This is a genomic window from Streptomyces sp. NBC_01335 (genome assembly GCF_035953295.1).
GTDB lineage: Bacteria > Actinomycetota > Actinomycetes > Streptomycetales > Streptomycetaceae > Streptomyces.
In genome coordinates this window covers 5,565,001-5,589,995 of sequence record NZ_CP108370.1, presented here as the reverse complement: position 1 = coordinate 5,589,995, position 24,995 = coordinate 5,565,001, and the positions used below count along the sequence as shown (strand labels likewise).

General features: G+C 71.5%; 15 protein-coding genes and 2 rRNA genes (1 of these 17 running past the window's edge). 7 read left to right on the top strand and 10 right to left on the bottom strand.

What is annotated here, in order from left to right:
- Positions 1 to 2: 2 nt before the first annotated feature.
- From OG599_RS24165 to OG599_RS24145, 5 genes are read right to left on the bottom strand one after another with little or no spacing between them, the layout of a single operon-like run.
- A complete protein-coding gene (locus OG599_RS24165) occupies positions 3 to 1,001 on the bottom strand; it encodes a hypothetical protein (RefSeq protein WP_327178070.1) in 999 nt (332 codons plus the stop codon).
- Positions 998 to 2,674, bottom strand: coding sequence for a polysaccharide deacetylase family protein (locus tag OG599_RS24160; RefSeq protein WP_327178069.1), 1,677 nt, complete (start codon positions 2,672 to 2,674; stop codon positions 998 to 1,000). The genes OG599_RS24165 and OG599_RS24160 overlap by 4 nt, the downstream gene beginning before the upstream one ends.
- Positions 2,671 to 2,865, bottom strand: coding sequence for a hypothetical protein (locus OG599_RS24155; protein WP_327178068.1), 195 nt, complete (start codon positions 2,863 to 2,865; stop codon positions 2,671 to 2,673). The genes OG599_RS24160 and OG599_RS24155 overlap by 4 nt, the downstream gene beginning before the upstream one ends.
- On the bottom strand, positions 2,862 to 4,436 hold the full coding sequence (locus OG599_RS24150; RefSeq protein WP_327178067.1) for a glycosyltransferase family 2 protein: 1,575 nt from the start codon (positions 4,434 to 4,436) through the stop codon (positions 2,862 to 2,864). The genes OG599_RS24155 and OG599_RS24150 overlap by 4 nt, the downstream gene beginning before the upstream one ends.
- Positions 4,433 to 6,145, bottom strand: a complete 1,713-nt coding sequence (locus OG599_RS24145; protein ID WP_327178066.1) for a nucleotide sugar dehydrogenase — start codon at positions 6,143 to 6,145, stop codon at positions 4,433 to 4,435. The genes OG599_RS24150 and OG599_RS24145 overlap by 4 nt, the downstream gene beginning before the upstream one ends.
- Before the next feature lie 670 nt (positions 6,146 to 6,815).
- On the opposite strand from OG599_RS24145, the gene OG599_RS24140 reads away from it, so the two are divergent.
- On the top strand, positions 6,816 to 8,858 hold the full coding sequence (locus OG599_RS24140; RefSeq protein ID WP_327178065.1) for a M4 family metallopeptidase: 2,043 nt from the start codon (positions 6,816 to 6,818) through the stop codon (positions 8,856 to 8,858).
- A 159-nt stretch (positions 8,859 to 9,017) separates the two neighbouring features.
- Here OG599_RS24140 and glgP read toward each other — a convergent pair whose 3' ends face one another.
- On the bottom strand, positions 9,018 to 11,762 hold the full coding sequence (gene glgP / locus OG599_RS24135; protein ID WP_327178064.1) for an alpha-glucan family phosphorylase: 2,745 nt from the start codon (positions 11,760 to 11,762) through the stop codon (positions 9,018 to 9,020).
- A 698-nt stretch (positions 11,763 to 12,460) separates the two neighbouring features.
- Between glgP and OG599_RS24130 the strand changes: the two genes are divergently transcribed.
- The 4 genes from OG599_RS24130 (at position 12,461) to glgB (ending at position 20,411) form a co-directional block, all read left to right on the top strand.
- A complete protein-coding gene (locus tag OG599_RS24130) occupies positions 12,461 to 14,461 on the top strand; it encodes an alpha-1,4-glucan--maltose-1-phosphate maltosyltransferase (RefSeq protein ID WP_327178063.1) in 2,001 nt (666 codons plus the stop codon).
- Positions 14,458 to 16,164, top strand: coding sequence for a maltose alpha-D-glucosyltransferase (treS, locus tag OG599_RS24125; RefSeq protein ID WP_266709274.1), 1,707 nt, complete (start codon positions 14,458 to 14,460; stop codon positions 16,162 to 16,164). The genes OG599_RS24130 and treS overlap by 4 nt, the downstream gene beginning before the upstream one ends.
- Before the next feature lie 240 nt (positions 16,165 to 16,404).
- On the top strand, positions 16,405 to 17,847 hold the full coding sequence (locus OG599_RS24120) for a maltokinase N-terminal cap-like domain-containing protein (RefSeq protein ID WP_327178062.1): 1,443 nt from the start codon (positions 16,405 to 16,407) through the stop codon (positions 17,845 to 17,847).
- A 125-nt stretch (positions 17,848 to 17,972) separates the two neighbouring features.
- Positions 17,973 to 20,411 carry a 1,4-alpha-glucan branching enzyme gene (gene glgB, locus OG599_RS24115; RefSeq protein ID WP_327178061.1) on the top strand — a complete coding sequence of 813 codons (2,439 nt, stop codon included), beginning with the start codon at positions 17,973 to 17,975 and terminating at the stop codon, positions 20,409 to 20,411.
- A 10-nt stretch (positions 20,412 to 20,421) separates the two neighbouring features.
- On the opposite strand, the gene OG599_RS24110 is transcribed toward glgB, so the two are convergent.
- Entirely contained in the window at positions 20,422 to 21,267 is an 846-nt protein-coding gene (locus tag OG599_RS24110) for an AraC family transcriptional regulator (RefSeq protein WP_442809519.1), read from the bottom strand.
- 49 nt (positions 21,268 to 21,316) lie between these two features.
- Between OG599_RS24110 and OG599_RS24105 the strand changes: the two genes are divergently transcribed.
- Positions 21,317 to 21,796, top strand: a complete 480-nt coding sequence (locus OG599_RS24105; RefSeq protein ID WP_327178059.1) for a DUF2000 domain-containing protein — start codon at positions 21,317 to 21,319, stop codon at positions 21,794 to 21,796.
- Positions 21,797 to 21,895: 99 nt separating this feature from the next.
- Here OG599_RS24105 and OG599_RS24100 read toward each other — a convergent pair whose 3' ends face one another.
- Positions 21,896 to 22,585, bottom strand: coding sequence for a DJ-1/PfpI family protein (locus tag OG599_RS24100; RefSeq protein ID WP_327178058.1), 690 nt, complete (start codon positions 22,583 to 22,585; stop codon positions 21,896 to 21,898).
- Positions 22,586 to 22,684: 99 nt separating this feature from the next.
- On the opposite strand from OG599_RS24100, the gene OG599_RS24095 reads away from it, so the two are divergent.
- Positions 22,685 to 23,653: a GlxA family transcriptional regulator gene (locus OG599_RS24095; protein WP_327178057.1), complete on the top strand. Its 969-nt coding sequence runs from the start codon at positions 22,685 to 22,687 to the stop codon at positions 23,651 to 23,653.
- Between the two features lie 149 nt (positions 23,654 to 23,802).
- Here OG599_RS24095 and rrf read toward each other — a convergent pair.
- Together rrf and OG599_RS24085 are read right to left on the bottom strand one after the other, a co-directional pair.
- Positions 23,803 to 23,919, bottom strand: a 5S ribosomal RNA gene (gene rrf / locus OG599_RS24090).
- A 76-nt stretch (positions 23,920 to 23,995) separates the two neighbouring features.
- A 23S ribosomal RNA gene (locus OG599_RS24085) occupies positions 23,996 to 24,995 on the bottom strand; it runs 2,126 nt beyond the window's last position.

The window sequence follows — 24,995 nt, the reverse complement described above, 5'->3', positions numbered from 1 at the left end:
CCTCACGGAGGAGGGCACGGCAAGGCGGTGAAGGCGGCGAATCGCAGCTCGGTGTTGTCGCCGCGCACCCCCACCCCGCCGGGGCCGGTGAGTACCCCGGGTTCGGTGTCCACGGCCTCGGCGACGGTCCTGCCGTCGACGAGGAGCCGCAGCCGGACCGTGGCGTCGGCGGTGGTGCGTACTTGCGCCTCGACGGGGTGCCAGGTGTCGTACGGGATCGCGCAGGGCGCCTGCGCGAGGGTCGTGTACGTACCCTCCGTGCCGTCGGCGGCCCCGGGCGGCAGGCACTTGCGCTTGATGACGACGAGCCCGTCGCGCCGCCGGAAGCTCAGCGCGTACAGCTCCTGGGGGCTCCGGTAGCGGAGCCAGAGGTGCCCGCCGTCCCAGTCCGTCGCCGGGGTACGGGCGGTGGTGCCGGGGGGCCGGAGCCGGACCCGGGTGCGTACGGCGGTGTCCGCGAAGTCCCGCCGTACGGTCACCGCGCGCAGCACCGAGGAACCGGTGTGCAGCCGGGAGAGCGGGTCCGGGGAGAGCCCGTCGGGGGCTCCGCTCCAGGCGGCTCCCCGGTCCGCGAAGAGCGATCCGCTGGTGACGGTCCAGTCGGGGTGGGTGCGGGCGTCGGCGGCGTCGGGGTGCCGGTGGGCGTACTCGTTGGTGATGAGGCCGGAGCCGGGGAAGGCCGCGAGGAAGGTGGTGGCGTCCGGAACCCCGCAGGTGAGCAGGGCGCTGTCGGCCCGCGCCGGAGCCGGAGCCGGGGCAGGGGCAGGGGCAGGGGCAGAGGCCGGGAGGACCGCCTCGGCCTCGGCGTTACGGGCGTCCGCGCCAAGCGGCCCCCCGGCTCCCGACCGACTCGCCCCGGCTCCCGCCCCGGTCTCCGACGGGTCTCCGGCCGGGGGTGCGTCGGTCAGGGGCAGTGCGCCCGTCGTCGCCGCGAGCCCGAGCCCGACCACCGCGCGGCGGCTGTACCCGGGGACGGCCCCCTCCTGCCGCCGATGGCTCACCGCACCGCTCCCGCCGGGTCCGTACCGGCTCCGGCTCCGGCTCCGGCTCCGGCTCCGGGCAGTGCGGCGACCCGGAGGGAGGCGAAGCGGGGCCACTCCCCCTCGGCGTCGCCGTTGCGGATGTTGAGGGCGAGGCCGCCCCTGCCGTTCCCGCCGGCGGCCCGCGGCTCGGTCCAGTCGATCCGGAAGTGCCCGTCGACCACGACCTCGGTGCGGTCGCCCCGCACGGTGACGCGCACCCGGTGCACGGTGTCGTCGTGGAGCGTGCGCCGCGCCACTTCGGTCCGGCGCTCCCCGGTGCCCGCGAAGAGGCTGACGTAGCTGTGGCTCAGGGAGACGGTGAGGGGCGCGAGGCTGCCGTCGCGTACGACGATGCCGACGTTGTTCGTCGCCTCGCGCAGCCGGTCGACCGTCACGTCCACCGTGTAGTCGGTCCAGTCCGCCGTGGCGACGGGCCGGTAGGAGGCCGCCGCGTACCCCGCCCTCCCTGGGTAGGGGCCCCGGCCGGTGAAGACCCCTGCGAAGGCCCCGGTGACGACCCCGGTGCCGCCCCGGGCCGCCGTACCGCCCATGGGCGACCAGCGGGCCGTGTCCTTCAGCGGTTCGGGGCAGGCGCCCGGAGGCACCGCCGTCCAGAGTTCCAGTCCGGCGCGGAACGCGGGGAGGTCCGTCGCCCGGGTGATCTCCATGCGCCGCACCTCGCGCGCCGCCGCGGCACGCCGTCCGGCGGGGAGCGGCCGGCCGGAGTTGTTCGTCAGGGCGGCGGTGAACCGGCGGGCCAGTTCGCGCCGGAGGATGCCGTTCGGGGTACCGGAGTCGACGGACTCCGATGCGTCCGACGCCTCGGACGCCGGGGACAGCTCGGACACCTCCGAAGCCTCGGAGAAGGGGTACGCGAAGAGGCGTGGCCGGGGCAGTCCGTGCCGGGCCATCTCCGCGAGCGAGGTGTCCAGGTCCCCGGCGATCCTGGCCCGGTACTCGTCCACCCGCTCGGGCCGCCGCTCGGCGGGCAGCCAGAGGCGGCTGGAGAGCGCCGACGCCCGCGTACCGGCGGCGTCGACCTCGCCCCGCCGGTGCTGGGCGTGGGTGTGGTCCTCGAAGTCCCACCGGCCGGTGGCGGCCATGCGCCCGATCTCCTGCCAGGAGAGGTAGTACGGGCGGTGGCGGCCCACCGAGCCGGTGATCAGGAACACCGCCGCGCGCATCCGGTACTTGGCGAGGATGCGGTCGGCGTGCACCCAGAGTCCGTGGGTGCCGTCGTCGAAGGTGAGGTAGACGGACCGGCGGGCGGGCGGGGGTCCCCCGTCGAGGTAGCGGACGAACTCCTCGGTGGTCAGGCTCCGGTAGCCGGCCCTCGTCAGGGCGGCGAGCTGCGCGTCGAAGTCCTCGGGCGTGACGGTGTACTTGCCGCGGCCACCGCGCCCGATGTCGTGGTACGCCAGCACGACGGGGGGCGCCGCCGCGTCGGCGGCCGCCCCTGCTGCGGGACCGGCCGCGACGACGGCGGGCGGCGCCCCGGCGGGCGGGGCCGCCTGCGGGGTGACCTGCCTGCGGTGGGTTTCGTACCGCCACACCCCGTAGAACGGCAGGGCGACCAGCGCCAGGGCCAGCAGCCCGAGCAGGGACCGTACGGCTGCCGCCCGTGCGGGGGCAGGGACCTCGCGGCCCGTCACGGCAGGTCTCCCCGGAACAGCACCAGCAGGTAGAGGGCGAGGACCGCGCAGGCGGTCAGCGACCCCGCCAGCAGCCGGGCCGCGCGCCGCGCCGCACCGCCGTCGGACGCCTCCGGGGCACCCGTACCCGCGCCGCCCCGGTTCTCCTCGCCCAGCCGCCAGCCGCTCGACCTCCGGTCGCCCGCCCTCATGTCGCGCTCCTCGACCAGATACCGCGCCGCACGGTGAGCAGGGAGTACGGGAGCAGCCAGGCGAGGACCACCGAGGAGAAGAGGCTCATCAGGGGGCGGTATCTCCAGCGGGTGTCGCCGGGGTGGTCGACCCGGTAGGCGAGGCCCCAGACGCAGCCCTTGAGCAGCACCCCGCAGACGTAGAGAAGAGTGAGGACGTACGCGCCCTGGAGGGGGGCCCGGAGCAGGTGGAGGAGGGCCATCAGCGGTGCGGCGAGCACCCAGAGCACGTGCCCGTAGAAGAGGACGGCCGGTCCGGGTCCCCGGCGCCACATGAAGGAGCCGGTGAAGAAGAGGTTGCGGATGAAGCTCTTCTTCCAGCGGACCTGCTGGCGCATCAGGGGGGCCAGCCGGACGGGGACGTTGGTACGGACGTGGGCCGACCGGACGTAGCCGACCCGCCAGCGGCGTTCGGGGTGGTCCTCGGCCGAGACGAACGGGGAGTCGCGGTAGCGGTCCTTGAGGGAGCGGCCGATCCAGGCCTGCCCGAGGACGTACCCGGTCAGCTGGCGGTCGGTGGCGAAGCGGAAGGGGGCGCCCAGGAAGCGGTCCCCGGCCCAGGCGGGGAGGTAGTTGACGATCGCCTCCCGGCGGAAGACCGCGAGCGGCCCGGAGACGCAGGAGACCGAGCCGAAGGAGGACTCCGCCGCCTTGGCGATCCTGAACTGGCCTTCGTACCAGACGTCTTGTACGCGCGTCAGGAGCGATACGTCCGCGTTGAGGGCCCGGCAGTGGCCGCTGACGGCACCGAGGTCCGGGTGGCGGGCGAGGGCGTCCACGCAGCGGCGGAGCGCGTCGGGCGCCAGCACGCAGTCGGAGTCGGTGAACGCGATGATCTCGGCGTCCGCCCGCTCGGCCGCGGCGACCAGGGCGTGCTTCTTCCCGACGTTCTCGTCCAACAGCAGGACGGTGACACCGAGTTCGTCCCGCAGCCGGACCAGGATGTCGCGGGTCCCGTCGGTGGAGAAGTCGTCCACCACGATGATCCGCACCCTCGGGCAGTCCGAAGCGGCCATGGAGCGCACGCACGCCTCGATGGCACCGGCCTCGTCCTTCACCGCGAGCAGGAAGTCGACGCGCGGGCGGTCGGGGAGCGGCGGGAAGCCGGGGTCGGGCTCCCGGGGGCCGGAGGTCGTCGAGGGGTCCTCGTACCGGCTGTACGCGAGGTACAGGACGGTGATCGTGCCCGCGAGGACCACCAGGCCGTACACCGGCACGGTGGTCAGGCGCGGCAGCCGGAGCGCCTGGCGGGCCAGGAGCACCATCAGGGGCATCAGGCAGAGCAGCACCACCAGCCGGCGCACCCCGCGCCCGGCCCCGGGGGCCGCTGCGGCGAGCCGCCGGGCGAGGGAGCGGGCGAACCGGCGCACGGGACGGACCGGACGGGCGGTCGCGCGGGCGCGGCCGGGGACGGCCCGCCGGGCGGCGGGCGGGCGGGCGGCGGGCGGGCGGGGCGGGACGCCGGGGGGCCGGTCGGCGGGGGTTTGGTCGGCGGGGGTTTGGTCGGCGGGGGTCCGGTCGGTCAGGGTCATACCGGCTCCCCGACCGGCCCGGCCGAACCGGCATGCCCTCGTGCACCGACCGGCCCGGCCGAACCGACCGCTCCGGCCGGCTCCTGTGCGCGGGGCGAACCGGCCACTCCCTGCGGCCCGACCGGACCGGCAACTCCCGGTACCCCGGCCGGACCGACCGTACCGACCCCCCGGTGCGCTCCGGCTTCGCCCTGCGCCGCTCCGGACACCCCGCCGGTCCGGTACGTCCCGGCGGTTCCGGGCCCCCTGCGGTCCTGGGAGATGTCCAGCACCGTGTGTTCGGGGCCCAGCCGGCTCAGGTCGGTGCCGGGGTGCAGGGTGTGCAGCACCACCAGGTCCCACCGCTGCTCCCACGGGTCGGTGAGGCCGGTCAGCGTGGCGCCGCGCAGTTCGGCGCGGGGCACCAGCGGGTCCGTGAAGGCGATGGTCGCGCCCCAGTCGGCGAGCAGCCCCATGATCTCCAGCGCGGGGCTCTCGCGGACGTCCGCGACGCCCCGCTTGTACGCGATCCCGACCATCAGCACGCGTGCCCCGGCGACCGGAATGCCCCGTGCGGCGAGCTTCGCGGTGATCAGCCCCGCCATACGGCCGGGGCGTTCCGCGATGGCCCGCATCGACGCGTCGACGACCGGCGACGGAATCCGTTCGGCCCTCAACTGCCAGAGCAGGTAGTGCGGATCGCACGGAATGCAGTGACCGCCGACCCCGGGTCCCGGATAGAAGGGCATGAAGCCGTACGGCTTGGTCGCCGCCGCGTCGATCACCGCTCGGGGTTCCAGTCCGAAAACCGCGCAACTGTCGGCCAGTTCGTTCGCCAGCGCGATATTGACGGCCCGGAACGTGTTCTCCCAGAGTTTCGTCATCTCGGCGAGTTCCGGACTTCCGACCGTGTGGACCGAGGGGGCGATCCGCGCGAACACCGAGGCGGCCGAGACGGTGGAGCGGCGCCCGGCGCCGCCCACGACGCGCGGGGTGAGGTCCTGGCTGTGGTCGGCGTTGCCCGGGTCGATCCGCTCGGGGGCGAACGCCACGAAGACATCCGTCTCCACCTTCATCCCCCGGGCCGCGAGCGGCGCGAGGAGCAGATCGTGGGTCGTCCCCACGTAGCTGGTCGAGGTGAGCACCAGCAGCTGGCCGGGCACCGCGTACGCGACCGCCGAGGCGCAGGCCGTGGTGAGCATGGAGAGGTCCGGCACCTGGTGGCGGTCCACGGGAGTGGGGACGCAGATGACCACGGTGTCCGCCCAGGCGGAGGCCCGGGGGTCGTCCGTGAGGAGGAAGGCGGCGTCGAGCAGGGCGTCCGCCAGGCGTTCGCGGTCCCGCGGTGCCAGGTCGACGGCGCCCGCGCGGATGTCGCGCAGCCGGTCCGCGCTGACGTCGATCCCGATCACCCGTACACCCGACGCCCGTAGCGCCAGGGCCGTCGGCAGCCCGACGTACCCCAGTCCGATCACGGCGACGGCCCGGCCGTGGCGTTCCGTCCGGGACAGCGGTACGCGGAACGGAGTCCCGTCCTCCGGCGCCGGATCGGGGCCGGGCGGCGCCCCCGGGCCGCTGAAGGCGTTCGTGTGCGGGGGCGTTGAGGAACTCCGGTCGGGCTCGGTGCGTCCCTGGGCGGGAACGTCTCCCGCCTGAGCGGAAGATGCCGGATGTTCCGGCCCGGAGTTCGCGCCCGGCTCGACGGGGTTCTGCTGTCGTCCTGTCACCACGGACGAATCGTGCCCGATTCGTCACGAAAGAGGTGGACGGACACGGCGCGAGAGCGTGATCGGGTATTTCCCGCCATCCGTTCGCATACTCATCATTTCAATGCCCCTTGCCCCGAAGGGAATGCGCACGCCCACCGGACAATTCGACGATGGAATGATCGTACGACCGTGCCGTCGACCCGTCACACGTCCGGCGCCGCGCACCCCGAGTCGCACCCCGGCCGCACCCCGAGTCGCCCCCTGAGCCACACCCCGGACCCCACTCGCGGGCCTCACGCCCCGCGTCCGCGCGACACCCGCCCCCTCCCCTCACTCCCCCGCTCGGCACGCCCGGCGCATGGCTCGTTATGAGCCATGCGCCCCGAGCGTCTCAACACGTGAGCCGGAGCCCCGGAGCCCTGAAGGTTTCGAACACACCGCCCAGGGCCGCACGCCGCCGTTCTCAGTGGTTACGGCACCGGACGGCCGGCGGGTGTCGGCATGACGAAGATCGACGAAACGTCCGCTTAACGAACACCGGCCACCCGGCAACGGACGAGTTCTGGCCAAATCATTGACGCGCTCCTGACAGAGGCCCGCCGCGACTGTCACTCTTCCGTCGTTCCGCGCACCGCCTGCACTGCCGACCGGGCCACTGCCCGCCGGTACCCCCCTCGCAGAAGGAGTCCGCGTGAGACTCACGCACAGCCGTCGCACCACCGCGACCGGCGCACTCATAGCCGCGGCGGCCCTGGTCGCCGTGGGAGTCACCTCGCCCTCGGCGACCGCCACCCCCGCCTCGGCCCCGGCGGTCTCCCCCGCCCTGGGCAAGGTCAACTCGGGTGCGCTTCCCGCGGCACTCTCCCCCGCCCAGCGTGCCGCCCTGATCTCCGCGGCCGACGCGGACAAGGCGACCACCGCCAAGGAACTCGGGCTCGGCGCGACGGAGAAGCTCGTCGTCCGTGACGTCGTCAAGGACGCCGACGGTACGGTGCACACCCGTTACGAGCGCACCCTCGGCGGCCTGCCGGTCCTCGGCGGCGACCTCGTCGTCACGTCGAGCGCGGCCGGCGCCACCGAGTCCGTCACCAAGGCGTCGAAAGCGACCACCGCGCAGCTGAAGGCCGTCGGCACCGTCGCCGGCATCGCCCCGGCCGCCGCGGAGAAGCAGGCGCTCAGCGCGGCCTCGGCCGACGGTTCGAAGGCCACCGCGGCGAGCCAGGCCCCCCGCAAGGTGGTCTGGCTGGCGGACGGCACCCCGAAGCTCGCCTTCGAGACGGTGGTCGGCGGCCTCCAGGAGGACGGCACCCCCAACGAGCTGCACGTCGTGACCGACGCGGCCTCCGGCGCCAAGCTCTTCGAGTGGCAGGGCATCGAGACCGGTACCGGCAACACGCAGTACAGCGGCACCGTCACCCTCGGCACCTCGGGCACCACGGGCTCGTACAACCTGACCGACTCCACGCGCGGCGGGCACAAGACGTACAACCTGAACCACGGCACCTCGGGCACCGGGACGCTCTTCTCCGGCGCGGACGACGTCTGGGGCAACGGCGTCGGCACCAACACCGAGACCGCCGCCGCCGACGCCCACTACGGCGCGGCCGAGACGTGGGACTACTACAAGAACGTCCACGGCCGCACCGGCATCAAGGGCAACGGCGTCGCCGCCTACTCCCGCGTCCACTACGGCAACAACTACGTCAACGCCTTCTGGACCGACAGCTGCTTCTGCATGACCTACGGCGACGGGTCGGGCAACGCCGCCCCGCTGACCTCGCTCGACGTCGCGGCCCACGAGATGTCGCACGGTGTCACCGCCGCCACCGCCGGCCTCGTCTACAGCGGTGAGTCCGGTGGCCTCAACGAGGCGACCAGCGACATCTTCGCCGCGGGTGTGGAGTTCTACTCCAACACCACGGCCGACCCGGGCGACTACCTCGTCGGCGAGAAGATCGACATCAACGGCGACGGCACCCCGCTGCGCTACATGGACAAGCCGAGCAAGGACGGCGGGTCGTACGACTCGTGGTTCTCCGGCATCGGCAGCTCCGACGTCCACTACTCCTCGGGCCCGGCGAACCACTTCTTCTACCTGCTCTCCGAGGGCAGCGGCGCCAAGACCGTCAACGGCGTCTCCTACAACTCGCCGACCTCGGACGGCCTCGCCGTGACCGGGATCGGCCGGGACAAGGCGCTGGCGATCTGGTACCGCGCGCTCACCACGAAGTTCACCACGACGACCAACTACGCCTCCGCGCGTACCGGCACCCTCGCCGCCGCCGGTGAGCTGTACGGCACGACGAGCGCCGAGTACACCGCCGTGGCCAACGCCTGGGCCGGCATCAACGTCGGCACCCGCCCCGGCGGTACGACGCCCCCCACCGGGACGGTCTTCACCAGCACCACCGCCGTCTCGATCCCGGACAACGGCGCCGCGGTCACCAGCTCGCTCACCGTCTCCGGTGTCACCGGCAACGCCCCGAGCACCCTCCAGGTCGGCGTGGACATCACCCACACCTGGCGCGGTGACCTGGTCGTCGACCTCGTCGGCCCGAACGGGACCTCGTACCGGCTGAAGAGCTCCTCGTCGAGCGACTCGGCCGACAACGTGGTGGCGACCTACACGGTCAACGCCTCGGCGCAGGTCGCCAACGGTGTCTGGAAGCTGAAGGTGCAGGACGTCGCCTCGGGCGACACCGGCAAGATCAACAGCTTCAAGCTCACCTTCTGACCCACCTGACCGGCCCCTTCACGAACCGGCCGATCACCGACCGGCAAGCCCTGTACTGACCGGTCACGCATGCCGGACGGCCCGGGAGGAGATCACCTCTCCTCCCGGGCCGTCCGCACGTTCCCCGCCAGAGGCACCGGCTGCGCTGTACGCATCCGGTCAGCGGAGCACCGGGCCGCCCTCCTCCTCCCCGACCGTCGCGTCCGGCAGGGCCACCAGGCCGAGTTCGGCCCCGGAGGCCAGCAGCGGGTGCGACGGCAGGACGCGGACGGTGTAGCCGTACGGGCCCGTACGGTCCAGCGAGAGCGGCCCCTCGTAGATCCGGTGGTCCTCAAGGTCGCCGGCGCCGGCCACCTTCAGCGGGGTGGTCTGGGCGTCGACGAGGGCGTCGCCGGAGTCCACCCGCCCGGCGACGACCTGCACCTCCAGGTCCTCCGGGGCGAGCCCGCCCAGCGCGATGCGGACCCGCAGCGCGAGGGTGGCGCCCAGCTCCGCCGAGCCGCTCGCGGCGGTGTCGGTGACCGTCTCGACGTGGTCGACGGCCACCTGCGGCCAGGCAGCCCGTACCTTCGACTTCCACGCGGCCAGGTCCCGCGCGGCCGGGGCGTCGAGCGCCCTCCGCGACACCGCGGCGGGGGCGTAGAGCCGCTCCACGTACTCCCGGACCATGCGTCCGGCGAGGAGCTTCGGGCCGAGGGCGGCCAGGGTGCGGCGGACCATCTCGATCCACCGCTCGGGCAGCCCGTGCTCACCCCGGTCGTAGAAGCGCGGGGCGACCCGGTCCTCGATCAGCGCGTAGAGGGCGTCGGCCTCCAGTTCGTCGCGCCGGTCGTCGTCGACGGCGGAACCGTCGGCGGTCGGGATGGCCCAGCCGAAGTCCGGCTCGAACCACTCGTCCCACCAGCCGTCGCGCACCGAGAGGTTGAGGCTGCCGTTGAGGGCGGCCTTCATCCCGCTCGTGCCGCAGGCCTCCAGCGGGCGCAGCGGGTTGTTGAGCCAGACGTCGCAGCCGGGGTAGAGCTTCTGCGCCATGGCCATGCCGTAGTCGGGCAGGAAGACGATCCGGTGGCGGACCTGGGCGTCGTCGGCGAACCGGACCAGCTCCCGGATCAGCCGCTTCCCGCCGTCGTCGGCGGGGTGGGCCTTGCCGGCGACGACGATCTGGATGGGCCGGGTCGGGTGGAGCAGCAGCCGGGTCAGCCGGTCCTTGTCGCGGAGCATCAGGGTGAGCCGCTTGTACGAGGGGACCCGGCGGGCGAAGCCGATGGTGAGGACGTCGGGGTCGAGGACGCCGTCGATCCAGCCGAGTTCGGCGGTGCCGGCGCCGCGCCTGCGCCAGGAGGCGTAGAGGCGCTTGCGTACCTCGGTGACGAGCTGTTCGCGCAGCACCCGGCGCAGGTCCCAGATCTCGCGGTCGGGGATGGCGGAGACGGCGTCCCAGCGGCGGGGGGTGCCGGTGCGGTCGGTGCCGTTGCCGGTGGCGACCTCGCCGCCGGCGAGCGCGTCCCGGGCGCGGTCCTCGCCGACCTGCCGGGCGCCCAGGCTCAGTACCTCGGGGGCGACCCAGGTGGGGGCGTGCACGCCGTTGGTGACGGAGGTGATGGGCACCTCCGCCGGGTCGAATCCCGGCCAGAGCCCGGAGAACATCTCCCGGCTGACGGCCCCGTGCAGGGTGGAGACGCCGTTGGCGCGCTGGGCGAGCCTGAGTCCCATGACCGCCATGTTGAAGATGCCGGGGGTGCCGCCCTCGTACGTCTCCTCGCCGAGGGCGAGGACGCGGTCGACGGGGACTCCGGGGAGTTCGCCGTCGTCGCCGAAGTGCCGGGCGACGAGCTGGCGGTCGAAACGGTCTATGCCGGCGGGAACGGGGGTGTGGGTGGTGAAGACGGCCCCGGCCCGGACGACTTCGAGCGCGGAGTCGAAGTCGAGTGCGCCGCCCCCGGGTTGGCCGGGCGCCTGACCGGTTCCGCCGGCTTGGCCGGGTTGGCCGGGTGCCTGGCCCGCTCCGGTGAGTTCCCGGATGCGTTCGAGTCCGAGAAAGCCCGCGTGGCCCTCGTTGGTGTGGAACACCTCGGGGGCGGGAGCGCCGGTGAGCCGGCACCAGGTGCGCACGGCGCGCACCCCGCCGATGCCGAGGAGCATCTCCTGGAGGAGCCGGTGGTCGCTGCCGCCTCCGTAGAGCCGGTCGGTGACGTCGCGTTCGCCGGGGGCGTTCTCCTCGACGTCGGAGTCGAGCATGAGGAGGGGGACCCGGCCGACCTGCGCCTTCCAGACGCAGGCGTGCAGGGAGCGTCCGCCGGGCAGGGCGAGCACCACCCGGGCGGGAGTGCCGTCGTGTTCGCGCAGCAGGGTGACCGGGAGCTCGTTGGGGTCGAGCACCGGATAGGTCTCCTGCTGCCAGCCGTCTCGGGAGAGCGACTGACGGAAGTAGCCGTGCCGGTAGAGCAGGCCGACCCCGATGAGCGGGACGCCGAGGTCGCTGGCGGCCTTGAGGTGGTCGCCGGCGAGGATGCCGAGTCCGCCGGAGTACTGCGGCAGCGCGGCGGTCACGCCGAACTCGGGTGAGAAGTAGGCGACGGAGCTGGGGAGTTGGCCGCCCTGGGCGAGCTGGTTCTGGTACCACCGGTCTCCGGTGAGGTACCCGTCGAGCTCGTCGGCGGCCTCACCGAGGCGGCCGAGGAACTCCTCGTCGCGGGCGAGTTCGGCCAGCCGGGAGGCGGAGACGGAGCCGAGGAGCCGCACGGGGTCGGCGTCCTCCGGGCGCCACCCCTCGGGGTCGACGGACCGGAAGAGTTCCTGGGTCTCGGTGTGCCACGACCACCGCAGATTGCGCGCGAGGTCGTGCAGGGGTCGCAGGGAGTCGGGGAGGACGGGACGTACGGTGAACCGACGAATGGCCTTCACGCGTTCCACCTTTACAGGGGAGTTGCGAATCCGAGGGGACGCCGCACCACGGTGTGCGCCGCTCCACCACGACGACGGTAACGGCCTCCCGCCCGGTACGGCCACGGCGCACGAGGCGGCGGCACGGTCCGGCGCACGCGTCCGCGGGCTCCCGCGCCGCCCTCCGCCCGCCGCCCCAGGTGTCCCGGTAGTCCCGGCAACCCCGCCCGCGCCGAACGGATATGGCTGATTTCACCCCCTCGGGCGACCTTGTGGGCCCGGGCCGGCCGGGAGAGGCTTCCGGGGTGGCGAACCCACCGGGAGGTGCGAGTCGCCTGAGCGCGGGTACCCGGTGACTCGTGTGACGCCGCACGCCCGGAGTCAGGCGTCGGACGCGCGCGGCGTCCGGATTACGACCCAGTAGTTAACACGGCGCCGGGTTGACCGCGCGAAAGCGGTGGGAAGGCTACCCGCGTACACAGCCGACCCGGCATCACACGAACGCGCACACCCCCGCAGCGTGCGCACCGTCCCCGCGCACGCCAGCCATTCGAGTGCCATTCGAGTGAACGCGGACAGGAGCGGCCATGCCCACAGCCCGTCAGCAGACAGCTGAGCAGCTACAAAGGACTGATCCCCATTCTCGCGGCACGCGGATGCGGTCCTCGCCGCGCGTGCCGTCGTCCCCGCACGCCCCGCTCCAGCTTTCAGGTGATGTCATGATCGGTCGTATCCCCGTCCTGGACGTCCGCCCGCTCGTCGACTGCGGCAGACGCCCGGCGAAGGCGGTGGTGGGCGAGACCTTCCAGGTCTCCGCCACCGTCTTCCGCGAAGGCCATGACGCGGTGGCGGCCAACGTCGTACTGCGCGACCCGAGCGGGCGGCGCGGCCCCTTCGTACCGCTGCGCGAACTGGCCCCGGGTACGGACCGGTGGGGAGCGGACGTCACCCCTGACTCCGAGGGGCGCTGGACGTACAAGGTCGAGGCGTGGAGCGACCCGCTGACCACCTGGCGGCGGCTCGCGCAGATCAAGATCCCGGCCGGCCTCGACACCGAACTGGTGCTCGCCGAGGGCGCGGCGCTCCACGAGCGCGCGGCGTCGGGCGTTCCGAAGAAGGACGGGCGGGAGGCGGTGCTCGCCGCCGTCGACGCGTTGCGCGACGCCACCCGTACGCCCGCGGACCGGCTGGCGGCGGCGCTCACCCCGGCGGTGGCCGACCCGCTCGCCCGCTTCCCGCTGCGCGAGCTGGTCACCGCTTCGCGCCCCCTGCCGCTGGTCGTCGAGCGCCCGCGTGCGCTGTACGGCGCGTGGTACGAACTCTTCCCGCGCTCCGAGGGCGCCCGCCGCGAAACCGTCCCCGGCGGAGGGACCCGGCTGGTCAGCGGCACGTTCCGGACGGCGGCCGAGCGGCTGCCGGCGGTGGCCGCGATGGGCTTCGACGTCGTCTACCTGCCGCCGGTCCACCCCATCGGCACCTCCCACCGCAAGGGGCCGGACAACACCCTGACCGCGGGCGCCGACGACCCGGGCGTGCCCTGGGCGATCGGTTCGGCGGACGGCGGCCACGACGCCGTCCACCCCGACCTCGGCACGCTGGAGGACTTCGACCACTTCGTGGAGACGGCCCGCACCCTGCGGATGGAGATCGCGCTGGACTTCGCGCTCCAGTGCTCCCCCGACCACCCCTGGGTGAAGGAGCACCCGGAGTGGTTCCACCACCGCCCGGACGGGTCGATCGCGTACGCGGAGAACCCGCCGAAGAAGTACCAGGACATCTTCCCGATCGCCTTCGACAAGGACATGCGCGGGCTGATCGCCGAGACCGTGCGGGTGCTGCGGTTCTGGATGGACCGGGGGGTGCGGATCTTCCGGGTGGACAACCCGCACACCAAGCCGGTCGTCTTCTGGGAGCGGGTGATCGGGGAGATCAACGGCACCGACCCGGACGTGGTCTTCCTCGCCGAGGCGTTCACCCGCCCGGCGATGATGCACACGCTGGCGAAGGTCGGTTTCCAGCAGTCGTACACGTACTTCACCTGGCGGAACACGAAGCAGGAGCTCACCGAGTACGCCACCGAGGTCTCGGGCGAGTCGGCCGCGTACATGCGGCCCAACTTCTTCGTGAACACCCCCGACATCCTTCCCGGTTACCTCCAGGACGGCGGGCGGCCGGCCTTCGAGGCACGGGCCGTGCTGGCCGCGACGCTCTCCCCGTCCTGGGGCGTGTACGCGGGATTCGAGCTGTGCGAGAACACCCCGGTGCGCCCGGGGAGCGAGGAGTACCTGCACTCGGAGAAGTACGAACTCAGGCCCAGGGACTGGGAGTCGGCCGAGCGGGAGGGACGCTCGCTGGCTCCGCTGATCACGTCGCTCAACCGGATCAGGCGCCGCCATCCGGCGCTCCGGCAGCTGCGTGACGTCCACTTCCACTCCGTCGACAACGACGCGCTGATCGCGTACAGCAAGCGCTCCGGATCGAACACCCTCCTGGTGGTCGTGAACCTCGACCCGCACCACACCCAGGAGGCCACGGTCTCGTTGGACATGCCGCAACTCGGCCTCGACTGGCACGAGAGCGTGCCGGTGCGCGACGAGCTCACCGGCGACACCTATCACTGGGGCAGGGCCTTCTATGTGCGCCTAGAGCCGGGTATCACGCCCGCGCACATCGTCGTCCTGCGACCGTCCCCGCCGACCGGAGGGTCACCCACACCATGATCGTGAATGAGCCTGTTCCCGACACCTTCGAGGACACCCCCGCCAAGGACCGGGATCCCGACTGGTTCAAGCGCGCCGTCTTCTACGAGGTACTCGTCCGGTCCTTCCAGGACTCCAACGGCGACGGCATCGGAGACCTCAAGGGCATCACCGCCAAGCTGGACTACCTCCAGTGGCTGGGCATCGACTGCCTCTGGCTGCCGCCGTTCTTCAAGTCGCCGCTGCGCGACGGCGGTTACGACGTCTCCGACTACACCGCGGTCCTTCCGGAGTTCGGCGACCTCGCCGACTTCGTGGAGTTCGTGGACGCCGCGCACCAGCGCGGCATGCGCGTCATCATCGACTTCGTCATGAACCACACGAGCGACCAGCACGAGTGGTTCCAGCAGTCCCGCTCGGACCCCGACGGGCCGTACGGCGACTACTACGTCTGGGCCGACGACGACAAGCAGTTCCCCGACGCGAGGATCATCTTCGTCGACACGGAGACCTCGAACTGGACCTTCGACCCGGTGCGCAAGCAGTACTACTGGCACCGGTTCTTCTCGCACCAGCCCGACCTCAACTACGACAACCCGGCGGTGCAGGAGGAGATCATCTCCGCCCTCCGGTTCTGGCTGGACCTCGGCATCGACGGCTTCCGCGTGGACGCCGTGCCCTACCTCTACCAGCGCGAGGGCACCAACTGCGAGAACCTCCCCGAGACCCACGGCTTCCTCAAGCGGGTCCGCAAGGAGATCGACGCCAACTACCCGGACACCGTGCTGCTCGCCGAGGCCAACCAGTGGCCCGAGGACGTCGTCGACTACTTCGGCGACTACCAGGCCGGCGGCGACGAGTGCCACATGGCGTTCCACTTCCCGGTGATGCCGCGCATCTTCATGGCGGTACGGCGGGAGAGCCGCTACCCGGTCTCCGAAGTCCTCGCCAAGACACCGGCGATCCCGAAGAACTGCCAGTGGGGCATCTTCCTGCGCAACCACGACGAGCTCACCCTCGAAATGGTCACGGACGAAGAGCGCGACTATATGTACGCGGAGTACGCCAAGGACCCGAGGATGCGCGCCAACATCGGCATCCGGCGCCGCCTCGCCCCGCTGCTGGACAACGACCGCAACCAGATCGAGCTGTTCACCGCTCTGCTGCTGTCGCTGCCCGGCTCCCCGATCCTCTACTACGGGGACGAGATCGGGATGGGCGACAACATCTGGCTGGGCGACCGCGACGGGGTGCGCACCCCGATGCAGTGGACGCCGGACCGCAACGCCGGCTTCTCCTCCAGCGACCCGGGCCGGCTCTTCCTGCCCACGATCATGGACCCGGTCTACGGCTACCAGGTCACCAACGTCGAGGCGTCGATGGCGTCGCCCTCCTCGCTGCTGCACTGGACCCGCCGGATGATCGAGATCCGCAAGCAGAATCCGGCCTTCGGGCTGGGCGAGTACACCGAACTGCCCTCGTCCAACCCTGCGGTGCTCGCGTTCACCCGCGAGTACGGGGACGACCTCGTGCTGTGCGTCCACAACTTCTCCCGGTTCGCGCAGCCGACGGAGCTCGATCTGCGGTCGTTCAACGGACGCCACCCGGTCGAACTGATCGGCGGGGTGCGGTTCCCGGCCGTCGGCGAGTGGCCCTACCTGCTCACTCTCGCCGGCCACGGCTTCTACTGGTTCCGCCTGCGGAAGGAAGCCCCGGCCATCTGACCGGCTCCGCCGGGGCGTTACGCCCGGAGGAACGGTACGCAACGCTCCTGCGGGACGGTTTCCGCCGTCCCGCACGGGGCACTCTCCCCCACATCGAGCGCTGGAGGACCCGGACGGCCGTTGGGCCATTCGAGTCCGTACGGACCATCCTCACCCGACACGTCCCGCACAGCCGGACAGCCATTGCCGCAATCCGGGACACTCCTCGCATCTGTGTGCCCGGGGAAAGGACGCGATGCCATGTCGGAGGCTGCATCCACTCACGTCGCCCTGGCGAAGAGCACCACGAAACAGGCGCCCCACCCGCAAGCCCATCCACGGCCCGGGGGCGCCGCGGCGGGGACGGCACTGCTGCCCTCACTCGCCCCGCTGCTCCACGACTGGCTCCCCCGGCAACGCTGGTTCGCCGGCAAGGGCCACCCGGTGGCCGGGTTCACCCTGGTCTCCGCGACCGAGATACTGCCGGTGGACTCCTCGACGACCGGCCCCGGACTGCTCCACCTCCTGGTCCGGGTCCACCAGCCGGGACTGCCCGCCCGCGCCACCGGTGACTGCTACCAGCTCCTGCTGGGAGTCCGGACCACCCTGCCGCCGAGCCTGGCCTCCGCCCTCATCGGGCGGGTCACGGACGGCCCGCTGGCCGGCCGCACCGTGTACGAGGGCCTCCACGACCCCCGGCTCGCCGGGCTGCTGCTGGAGCGGTTCCGCCGCCCGGGGCCGCTCGGGGCGCTCCGCTTCGAGCGCGCGGAAACGATTCCGGCGGGGCTCGCGCCCCGGCTGCTGGACACCGAGCAGTCCAACTCCTCGCTCGTCTTCGGCGACGCGTACATCCTCAAGATCCTGCGGAGAGTCTTCCCCGGGACCAACCCCGACCTGGAGCTGCCGCTCGCCCTCGTCGGCGAGGGCTGCGGACGGGTGCCCGCACCCGTCGCCTGGTTCGAGGCCACCACCCCGGAACCGCTCACCCTCGGAGTGCTGCAACCCTTCCTGCGCGGTGCCGAGGACGGCTGGCAACTGGCCCTCGCCGCCCTCGCGGAGGGACGCGACTTCGTCCCCGAGGCGCGCGCGCTCGGCCGGGCCACCGCCGAGGTCCACGCCGCGCTCGCCTCCGCCCTGCCGGGCCCTGACCTGCGCCTTCCCGGCACCGAACAGCTCGTCGCCGGAATGACCCAGCGGCTGGAGTCGACCGCGCAGGCGGTCCCCGCACTCCTGCCGTACGTCCCCGCGCTGCACGCCGCCTTCGAGGCGGTGGCGGAGCTCGGACACCGGGGCCGCTCCTGGGCCACCCACCGGGTCCACGGCGATCTGCACCTCGGACAGACCCTCCGCGCCGCCGACGGGTTCTGGTCACTGATCGACTTCGAGGGCGAACCCGCCCGGCCGCTCGCCGAACGCCGCAGCCCGCAGCCACCGGTGCGCGACGTCGCCGGGATGCTCCGGTCCTTCGACTACGCGGCCCGCTCCCACCGCCCGTGGAGCGACGCCTGGGCCGAGCGCTGCCGCTCCGCTTACTGCGAGGGGTACGCCGACGTCTCGGGCACCGACCCCCGCAGCGAACCCGAGCTGCTGCGCGCCCACGAGACGGACAAGGCGGTGTACGAGGTGCTGTACGAGGCACGGCACCGCCCCGACTGGCTGCCCGTCCCGATGGCCGCGATCCAGCGGCTGGCCGCGTCCACCTGATCCCGGGCCGCGCGGCATCCCCGCCGCGCGGCCCGGTGGACCCGCGGGCGCCCCGGCCCGCACGGTCCTCCCCATCCGCACGCCCCGCCCCCGCACCGACCGACCCCCCGAGGAGGCCGTCCCCCGTGACCGCCCGTAAGCCGTCCAGGAAGAAGCCCGCCCCCGTCGAAACCGAGGTCGTACCAGCCCCGCAGCCGGTGACGACCGGGACGGCCGACGTGCCGGAGCCGGCGGCCTCCGCCGCGACCGCCACGGTCACCACGACCGCGCCCGCCCCGGCAGACGCTCCCCCGGAGAAGCGTCCCAAGGCCAAGCGGAAGACCGGGGTGCCGCCGCACCCCCGACGCGGCGGCACCGACGTCCGCGAGGGCGTCCGGCCCGCGCCCGCCCTGCACGACGCGGACCGCGGCCGGCTGCTCGCCGGCGAGCACCACGCCCCGCACGACCTGCTCGGGGCGCACCCCCACGACGGCGGGGTGCTGGTGCGGGTACTGCGCCCGTACGCGCGTGCCGTGACGGTGCTCGCGGAAGCGCTCCGCGCCGAACTCCTCGACGAAGGCGACGGCTTCTTCTCCGGCGTGCTGCCGCTCGGGGCCGTACCCGAGTACCGGCTGCTGGTCGCCTACGCGGACGACGAGATCGAGATCGAGGACCCGTACCGCTTCCTGCCCGCGATCGGTGAGCTGGACCTGCACCTGATCGGCGAGGGCCGGCACGAGGAGCTGTGGACCGCGCTGGGCTCACGGGTCATGGAGCACCAGGGGGTCGCCGGGACCCGGTTCACGGTGTGGGCGCCCAACGCCCGGGGGGTGCGGATCGCGGGCGACTTCACCTACTGGGACAGCACCGCGCTGCCGATGCGTTCGCTCGGGTCGACCGGGGTGTGGGAGCTGTTCCTCCCGGGCGTGGGCGAGGGCGCGCTCTACAAGTTCGACATCTGCCGCCCGGACGGCTCGCACACCCTGCGCGCCGACCCGATGGCCCGCGCCGCCGAGGTGCCGCCCGCCACCGCCTCGGTGGTGACGGCCTCGCACTACGCGTGGCAGGACGGCGACTGGATGGAGCGGCGGGGCGACCGCCCGGTGCACGAGGCACCGTTCTCGGTGTACGAGGTCCATCTCCCCTCCTGGCGACCCCGCCTGACGTACCGCCAGCTCGCGGAGCAACTGCCCGCGTACGTCAAGGACCTGGGCTTCACGCACGTGGAGCTGATGCCGGTCTCCGAGCATCCGTTCGGCGGCTCCTGGGGCTACCAGGTGACCGGTTTCTACGCGCCGACCTCCCGCATGGGCACCCCGGACGATTTCCGCCACCTGGTGGACTCGCTGCACCGGGCGGGCATCGGCGTGATCATGGACTGGGTGCCCGCGCACTTCCCGCGCGACGCGTGGGCGCTGGCCGAGTTCGACGGGCGCCCGCTGTACGAGCACTCCGACCCGAACCGCGCGGCGCACCCGGACTGGGGCACCCTGGAGTTCGACTTCGGCCGCAAGGAGGTCCGCAACTTCCTCGTCTCCAACGCCACTTACTGGTGCGAGGAGTTCCACATCGACGGGCTCCGGGTCGACGCCGTCGCCTCCATGCTCTACCTCGACTACTCCCGCGAGGAGGGTCAGTGGTCGCCCAACGAGCACGGCGGCCGGGAGAACCTGGACGCGGTGGCCTTCCTCCAGGAGATGAACGCGACCGTCTACCGCCGCAACCCCGGGGTGGTGACGATCGCCGAGGAGTCCACCGCGTGGAACGGCGTCACCCGCGCCACCCACCACATCGGCCCGGACGGCTTCGGCGGACTCGGGTTCGGGCTGAAGTGGAACATGGGCTGGATGCACGACTCCCTCACCTACATGGCGAAGGAGCCGGTGCACCGCAAGTACCACCACAACGAGATGACCTTCTCGATGGTGTACGCGTACAGCGAGAACTACGTGCTGCCGATCTCGCACGACGAGGTGGTCCACGGCAAGCAGGCACTGGTCTCGAAGATGCCCGGTGACTGGTGGCAGCAGCGCGCCAACCACCGCGCGTACCTCGGCTTCATGTGGGCGCACCCCGGTAAACAACTCCTTTTCATGGGCCAGGAGTTCGCGCAGGGCGCCGAGTGGTCGGAGGGCCACGGCCCGGACTGGTGGCTGCTCGACCCGGCGTACGAGGCGTCCGGCGACCACCGCGGCGTACGCGACCTGGTCGGCGACCTGAACGCGGTGTACGGCGCGGTCCCCGCGCTCTGGCAGCGCGACACCGACCCGGGCGGCTTCAGCTGGGTGGACGGCGGTGCGGCGGAGGACAACGTCCTGGCGTTCCTCCGCTACGACGCGGACGGCTCCCCACTGCTCGCGGTCTCCCACTTCTCCCCGGTGGTCCGGCACGACTACCGGCTCGGGGTGCCGGAGTCGGCCGAGGGCTGGGTGGAGGTGCTGAACACCGACGCGGCCCGCTACGGCGGCAGCGACGTGCGGAACGAGGAGCCGCTGAAGTCGGAGGAGGTACCGGCGCACGGCCGTGGGGCCAGCATCACGGTGACCCTGCCGCCGCTGGCGACGGTCTGGTTCCGCCCGGCCTGACCCGCGGCGGTCACACCCCCGCACCACCGGAAGCCCGGACCCCGCGGTCCGGGCTTCCCGGCGTTCCGCCGGCGTACCGGCCCGGGGTGGTGCCCATGATCCGTTTGAAGTGCCGGGTGAGGTGCGACTGGTCGTGGAACCCGGCGGCGGTGGCCACCTCGCCCGGCGGCAGCCCGTCGAGCAGCAGGCGGCGGGCCAGGTCGACACGGCGGGAGGTCAGGTACTGGTGCGGGGCGATGCCGAACGCACCGCTGAAGGCCCGTACGAGATGGGTGGGGTGGGCGTGGACCAGACGGGCGGCCTCGGTCAGGGTGAGGCCCTCCGGCAGCCGCTCGTCGAGCAGATCACGCAGGTCCCGGGCGACGCCGTGGCCGTCGGGTACGGCACCACCGTTCTCGGCCGCGGGGCTCAGGAGCGCCCGCAGCCGCTCCCCCACGAAGGCCAGCCGGCTCTCCGCCTCGAACGCGTCACCGGGGTGCGCGAGCGCCGCGTGCAGCTGGCCGACGCGGGTGCGCAGCAGGGGGTCGGTGAAGTCCGGGTGGTCGACCGCGGGTCCGATGAGGCTCGCGTCGAGCTGGGTCATGTCGAGGTAGACGACGCGCTTGCGGAAGCCGTGCGCCGTGGCGGGCGAGCCGTTGTGCGGGACCTGCGGGGGCAGCAGGCTCACGGTGTCGCGCGGAGTGCCGCGCTCGTACCGGTCGAGGTCGTAGCGGACGGCCCCGTCGTCCACGATCAGCAGGGTCCAGGAGTCGTGCACGTGCATGGGGTAGGCGTGCTCGGTGAAGTGGGCGTGCAGGACCTCGACGACGCCCGCGACCTGCGGGCGCCACGCGGAGATCTCCTGCCCGGACGTCACGCAAAGAACGTACAAGACGGGGCGGGCGGACATCGCGGAGTCTCGGAGCATGAACACCGAGAACGAGAACGCCGCCCAGGTCATCGCCCAGGTCACCGCCCCTGACGAGAACGCCCCCGTCCGCTTCGACTCCAAGATCGCCGTCCTGCTCCGCGAGGACCTGGAGACCTGGCAGCGCCTGAACGTGACCGCCTTCCTGGTCAGCGGGCTCGGCACGGTGGCGCCCGAGGTGGTCGGCGAGCCGTACGAGGACGCCGACGCGACCCCGTACCTGCCGATGTTCCGTCAGCCCGTGCTGGTCTTCGAGGGGACGAAGGAGGTGCTGACGGCCGCGCACGGCCGGGCGCTCTCCCGCGCGCTGCCGAGGTCCCTGTTCACCTCGGACCTGTTCGCCACGGGCAACGACCGGGACAACCGGGCGGCCGTACGGGCCGTGGGCGCGGACGCGCTCGACCTGGTGGGCCTCGCGGTGTACGGGCCGCGCAACGCGGTGGACAAGGTGCTCAAGGGCGCCCGCATGCACCCGTGAGTCTCAGGAGCTGAAGGCGGGGGTCCGGCCGGTGTCGTCCCAGGCCTCGCGGGCCGCGGCGATGACCGGCCGGTGCTCGATCGACCAGTCCGCCGGTGCTCAGGTTGTCATGCGGGCCAGAAGCGCGGGATGGCCGGCCAGGGCCGATTCCACCATGGTCCGGGCATGGGGCTTGAAGAAGTCGAGATCGGCGGACCGCCAGTCGATGCCGCCCAGGGGTGGCTGCGGGTCGTACTCGATGAGGAGTTGGACCATGCGGGCCGTCTGTTCCCCCGCGAGGCGTTCGACCAGGTGGAGGGCCATGTCGATACCGGCCGACACTCCTGCGGCGGTGAGTACGGGACCGTCCTGGACCCAGCGCTCGGCGACGGGCGTCGCACCGAACTTGGCCAGCAGGTCACGGAAGCCCCAGTGGGTGGTGGCCCGACGGCCGTAGAGCAGGCCGGCGGCGCCCAGGATCAGTGAGCCGGTGCACACCGATCCGACGACCTCAGCCGTCCGCGCGACCTGGCGGATCCACTCCAGCAAGGGCTCGTCGGCCAGGGCGGCGAGGGTCGGCTCGGTCCCGCCGGGCACGATCAGCGCGAAGGACTCGGCGACCTGTCCGAACGTGTGACTGGGCGTCAGCTTCAGCGGCGTGTCGGTGCTCAGGGGCGTGAGGCCCTTTCCGACGACGACCACCTCGAACGACGGATCGATCTGGGCCAGCGCCGACAGCACCTGGAGCGGCCCCACCAGGTCGAGCGGGGTGATGCCGGGATAGAGCACGAAGGCGAGCGTCTTGGTCATGCCGTCACCTTCAGCCCCTGCCCACTGCAGCGCCAAGGGCAGAAAGCGACCAGGGCGGAATTCTTGGGATACACGTCGTTCCGACATAGGGTCCCCGCCATGGAGGAACGAGAGGTGGTCCTCGTCGGATACGACGAGGCCGAGTTGCTGGACATCGCCTGCGTGACGACAAGCTTGGCCACCGCCAACCGGCTCGGGGCCAGCCCTGCCTACGTCGTGAGCGTGGCCACCCCGGGGGGCCGTGCGATCACCTGCGACTCGGGGCTGACACTGCAGGGCCAGCGATCACTGGAGCGGCTCAAGGGGCCGCTGGACACGCTGATCGTCTCGGGAGGGTTCGGCCATCAGGCCGCAGGGGACAACGCGCGGATCGTCGGCCATGTCCGCCGCCTGGCCGGGGAGAGCCGCAGAGTGGCCTCGGTCTGCACAGGGGCGACCATCCTGGCTGCCGCCGGCCTGCTCAACGGGAAACGCGCCACCACTCACTGGTGGTTCGCGGAGCGGCTGGCCTCCGCCTACCCGGAGATCACCGTGGATCCGGCGCCGATCTACACCCGCGACGGAAGCGTGTCCACCGCGGCGGGCGTCACCAGCGCCTTGGACCTCACCCTGGCCTTCATCGAGGAGGACCACGGCGCGGAGCTGGCGCGCGCCGTGGCCCGCGGCCTGGTCACCTATCTGCAACGGCCGGGAAACCAGGCACAGATGAGCATGTTCACAGCCACCCCGGCACCCACGAACAGGCTGGTCAAGCGAGCCGTCGACCACATCGCCGGCCACCTGTCCGGCGACCTGACCGCAACCGTACTGGCCGCCCATGCGGGTGTGAGCGAACGCCACCTGGCCCGGCTGTTCATCGATCAGCTTGGAAGGGCGCCGGGCCGATTCGTCCGCGACGCACGTACCGAGGCCGCCGCTCACCTCCTGACCTCCACCTCGCTCCCCGTGGCGAAGGTGGCCGCACGATGCGGCTTCGGCACCGCCGAATCGCTCCGCCAGGCATTCGTCAGCCGTTACGGGACACCGCCATCGCGCTACCGAGCGACGCAGAGCACATCAGCTACCTGACGGCAGCACGGCTCTCTCCCTGTGGCTGAATGGCGCCGACCGGTGGCAGCGCCATTCAAGGGACGCCTCTCGAGAACACTGGTCCCACAAGTACCCCGGAACGCAGAAAACCCCCGTGCCCAAAGGCACGGGGGTCTCCCGGAAAAATTGTTCGGCGGCGTCCTACTCTCCCACAGGGTCCCCCCTGCAGTACCATCGGCGCTGAAAGGCTTAGCTTCCGGGTTCGGAATGTAACCGGGCGTTTCCCTAACGCAATGACCACCGAAACACTATGAAATTAACCAACCGGATGAAAACACGGCGGTTGTTATTTCAGAACCAACACAGTGGACGCGAGCAACTGAGGACAAGCCCTCGGCCTATTAGTACCAGTCAGCTCCACCCGTTACCGGGCTTCCACATCTGGCCTATCAACCCAGTCGTCTACTGGGAGCCTTAACCCCTCAAAGGGGGTGGGAATACTCATCTCGAAGCAGGCTTCCCGCTTAGATGCTTTCAGCGGTTATCCTTTCCGAACGTAGCCAACCAGCCATGCCCTTGGCAGGACAACTGGCACACCAGAGGTTCGTCCGTCCCGGTCCTCTCGTACTAGGGACAGCCCTTCTCAATATTCCTACGCGCACAGCGGATAGGGACCGAACTGTCTCACGACGTTCTAAACCCAGCTCGCGTACCGCTTTAATGGGCGAACAGCCCAACCCTTGGGACCGACTCCAGCCCCAGGATGCGACGAGCCGACATCGAGGTGCCAAACCATCCCGTCGATATGGACTCTTGGGGAAGATCAGCCTGTTATCCCCGGGGTACCTTTTATCCGTTGAGCGACAGCGCTTCCACAAGCCACTGCCGGATCACTAGTCCCGACTTTCGTCCCTGCTCGACCCGTCGGTCTCACAGTCAAGCTCCCTTGTGCACTTACACTCAACACCTGATTGCCAACCAGGCTGAGGGAACCTTTGGGCGCCTCCGTTACTCTTTAGGAGGCAACCGCCCCAGTTAAACTACCCATCAGACACTGTCCCTGATCCGGATCACGGACCGAGGTTAGACATCCAGCACGACCAGAGTGGTATTTCAACGGCGACTCCACAACCACTGGCGTGGCCGCTTCAAAGTCTCCCACCTATCCTACACAAGCCGAACCGAACACCAATATCAAACTGTAGTAAAGGTCCCGGGGTCTTTCCGTCCTGCTGCGCGAAACGAGCATCTTTACTCGTAATGCAATTTCACCGGGCCTATGGTTGAGACAGTCGAGAAGTCGTTACGCCATTCGTGCAGGTCGGAACTTACCCGACAAGGAATTTCGCTACCTTAGGATGGTTATAGTTACCACCGCCGT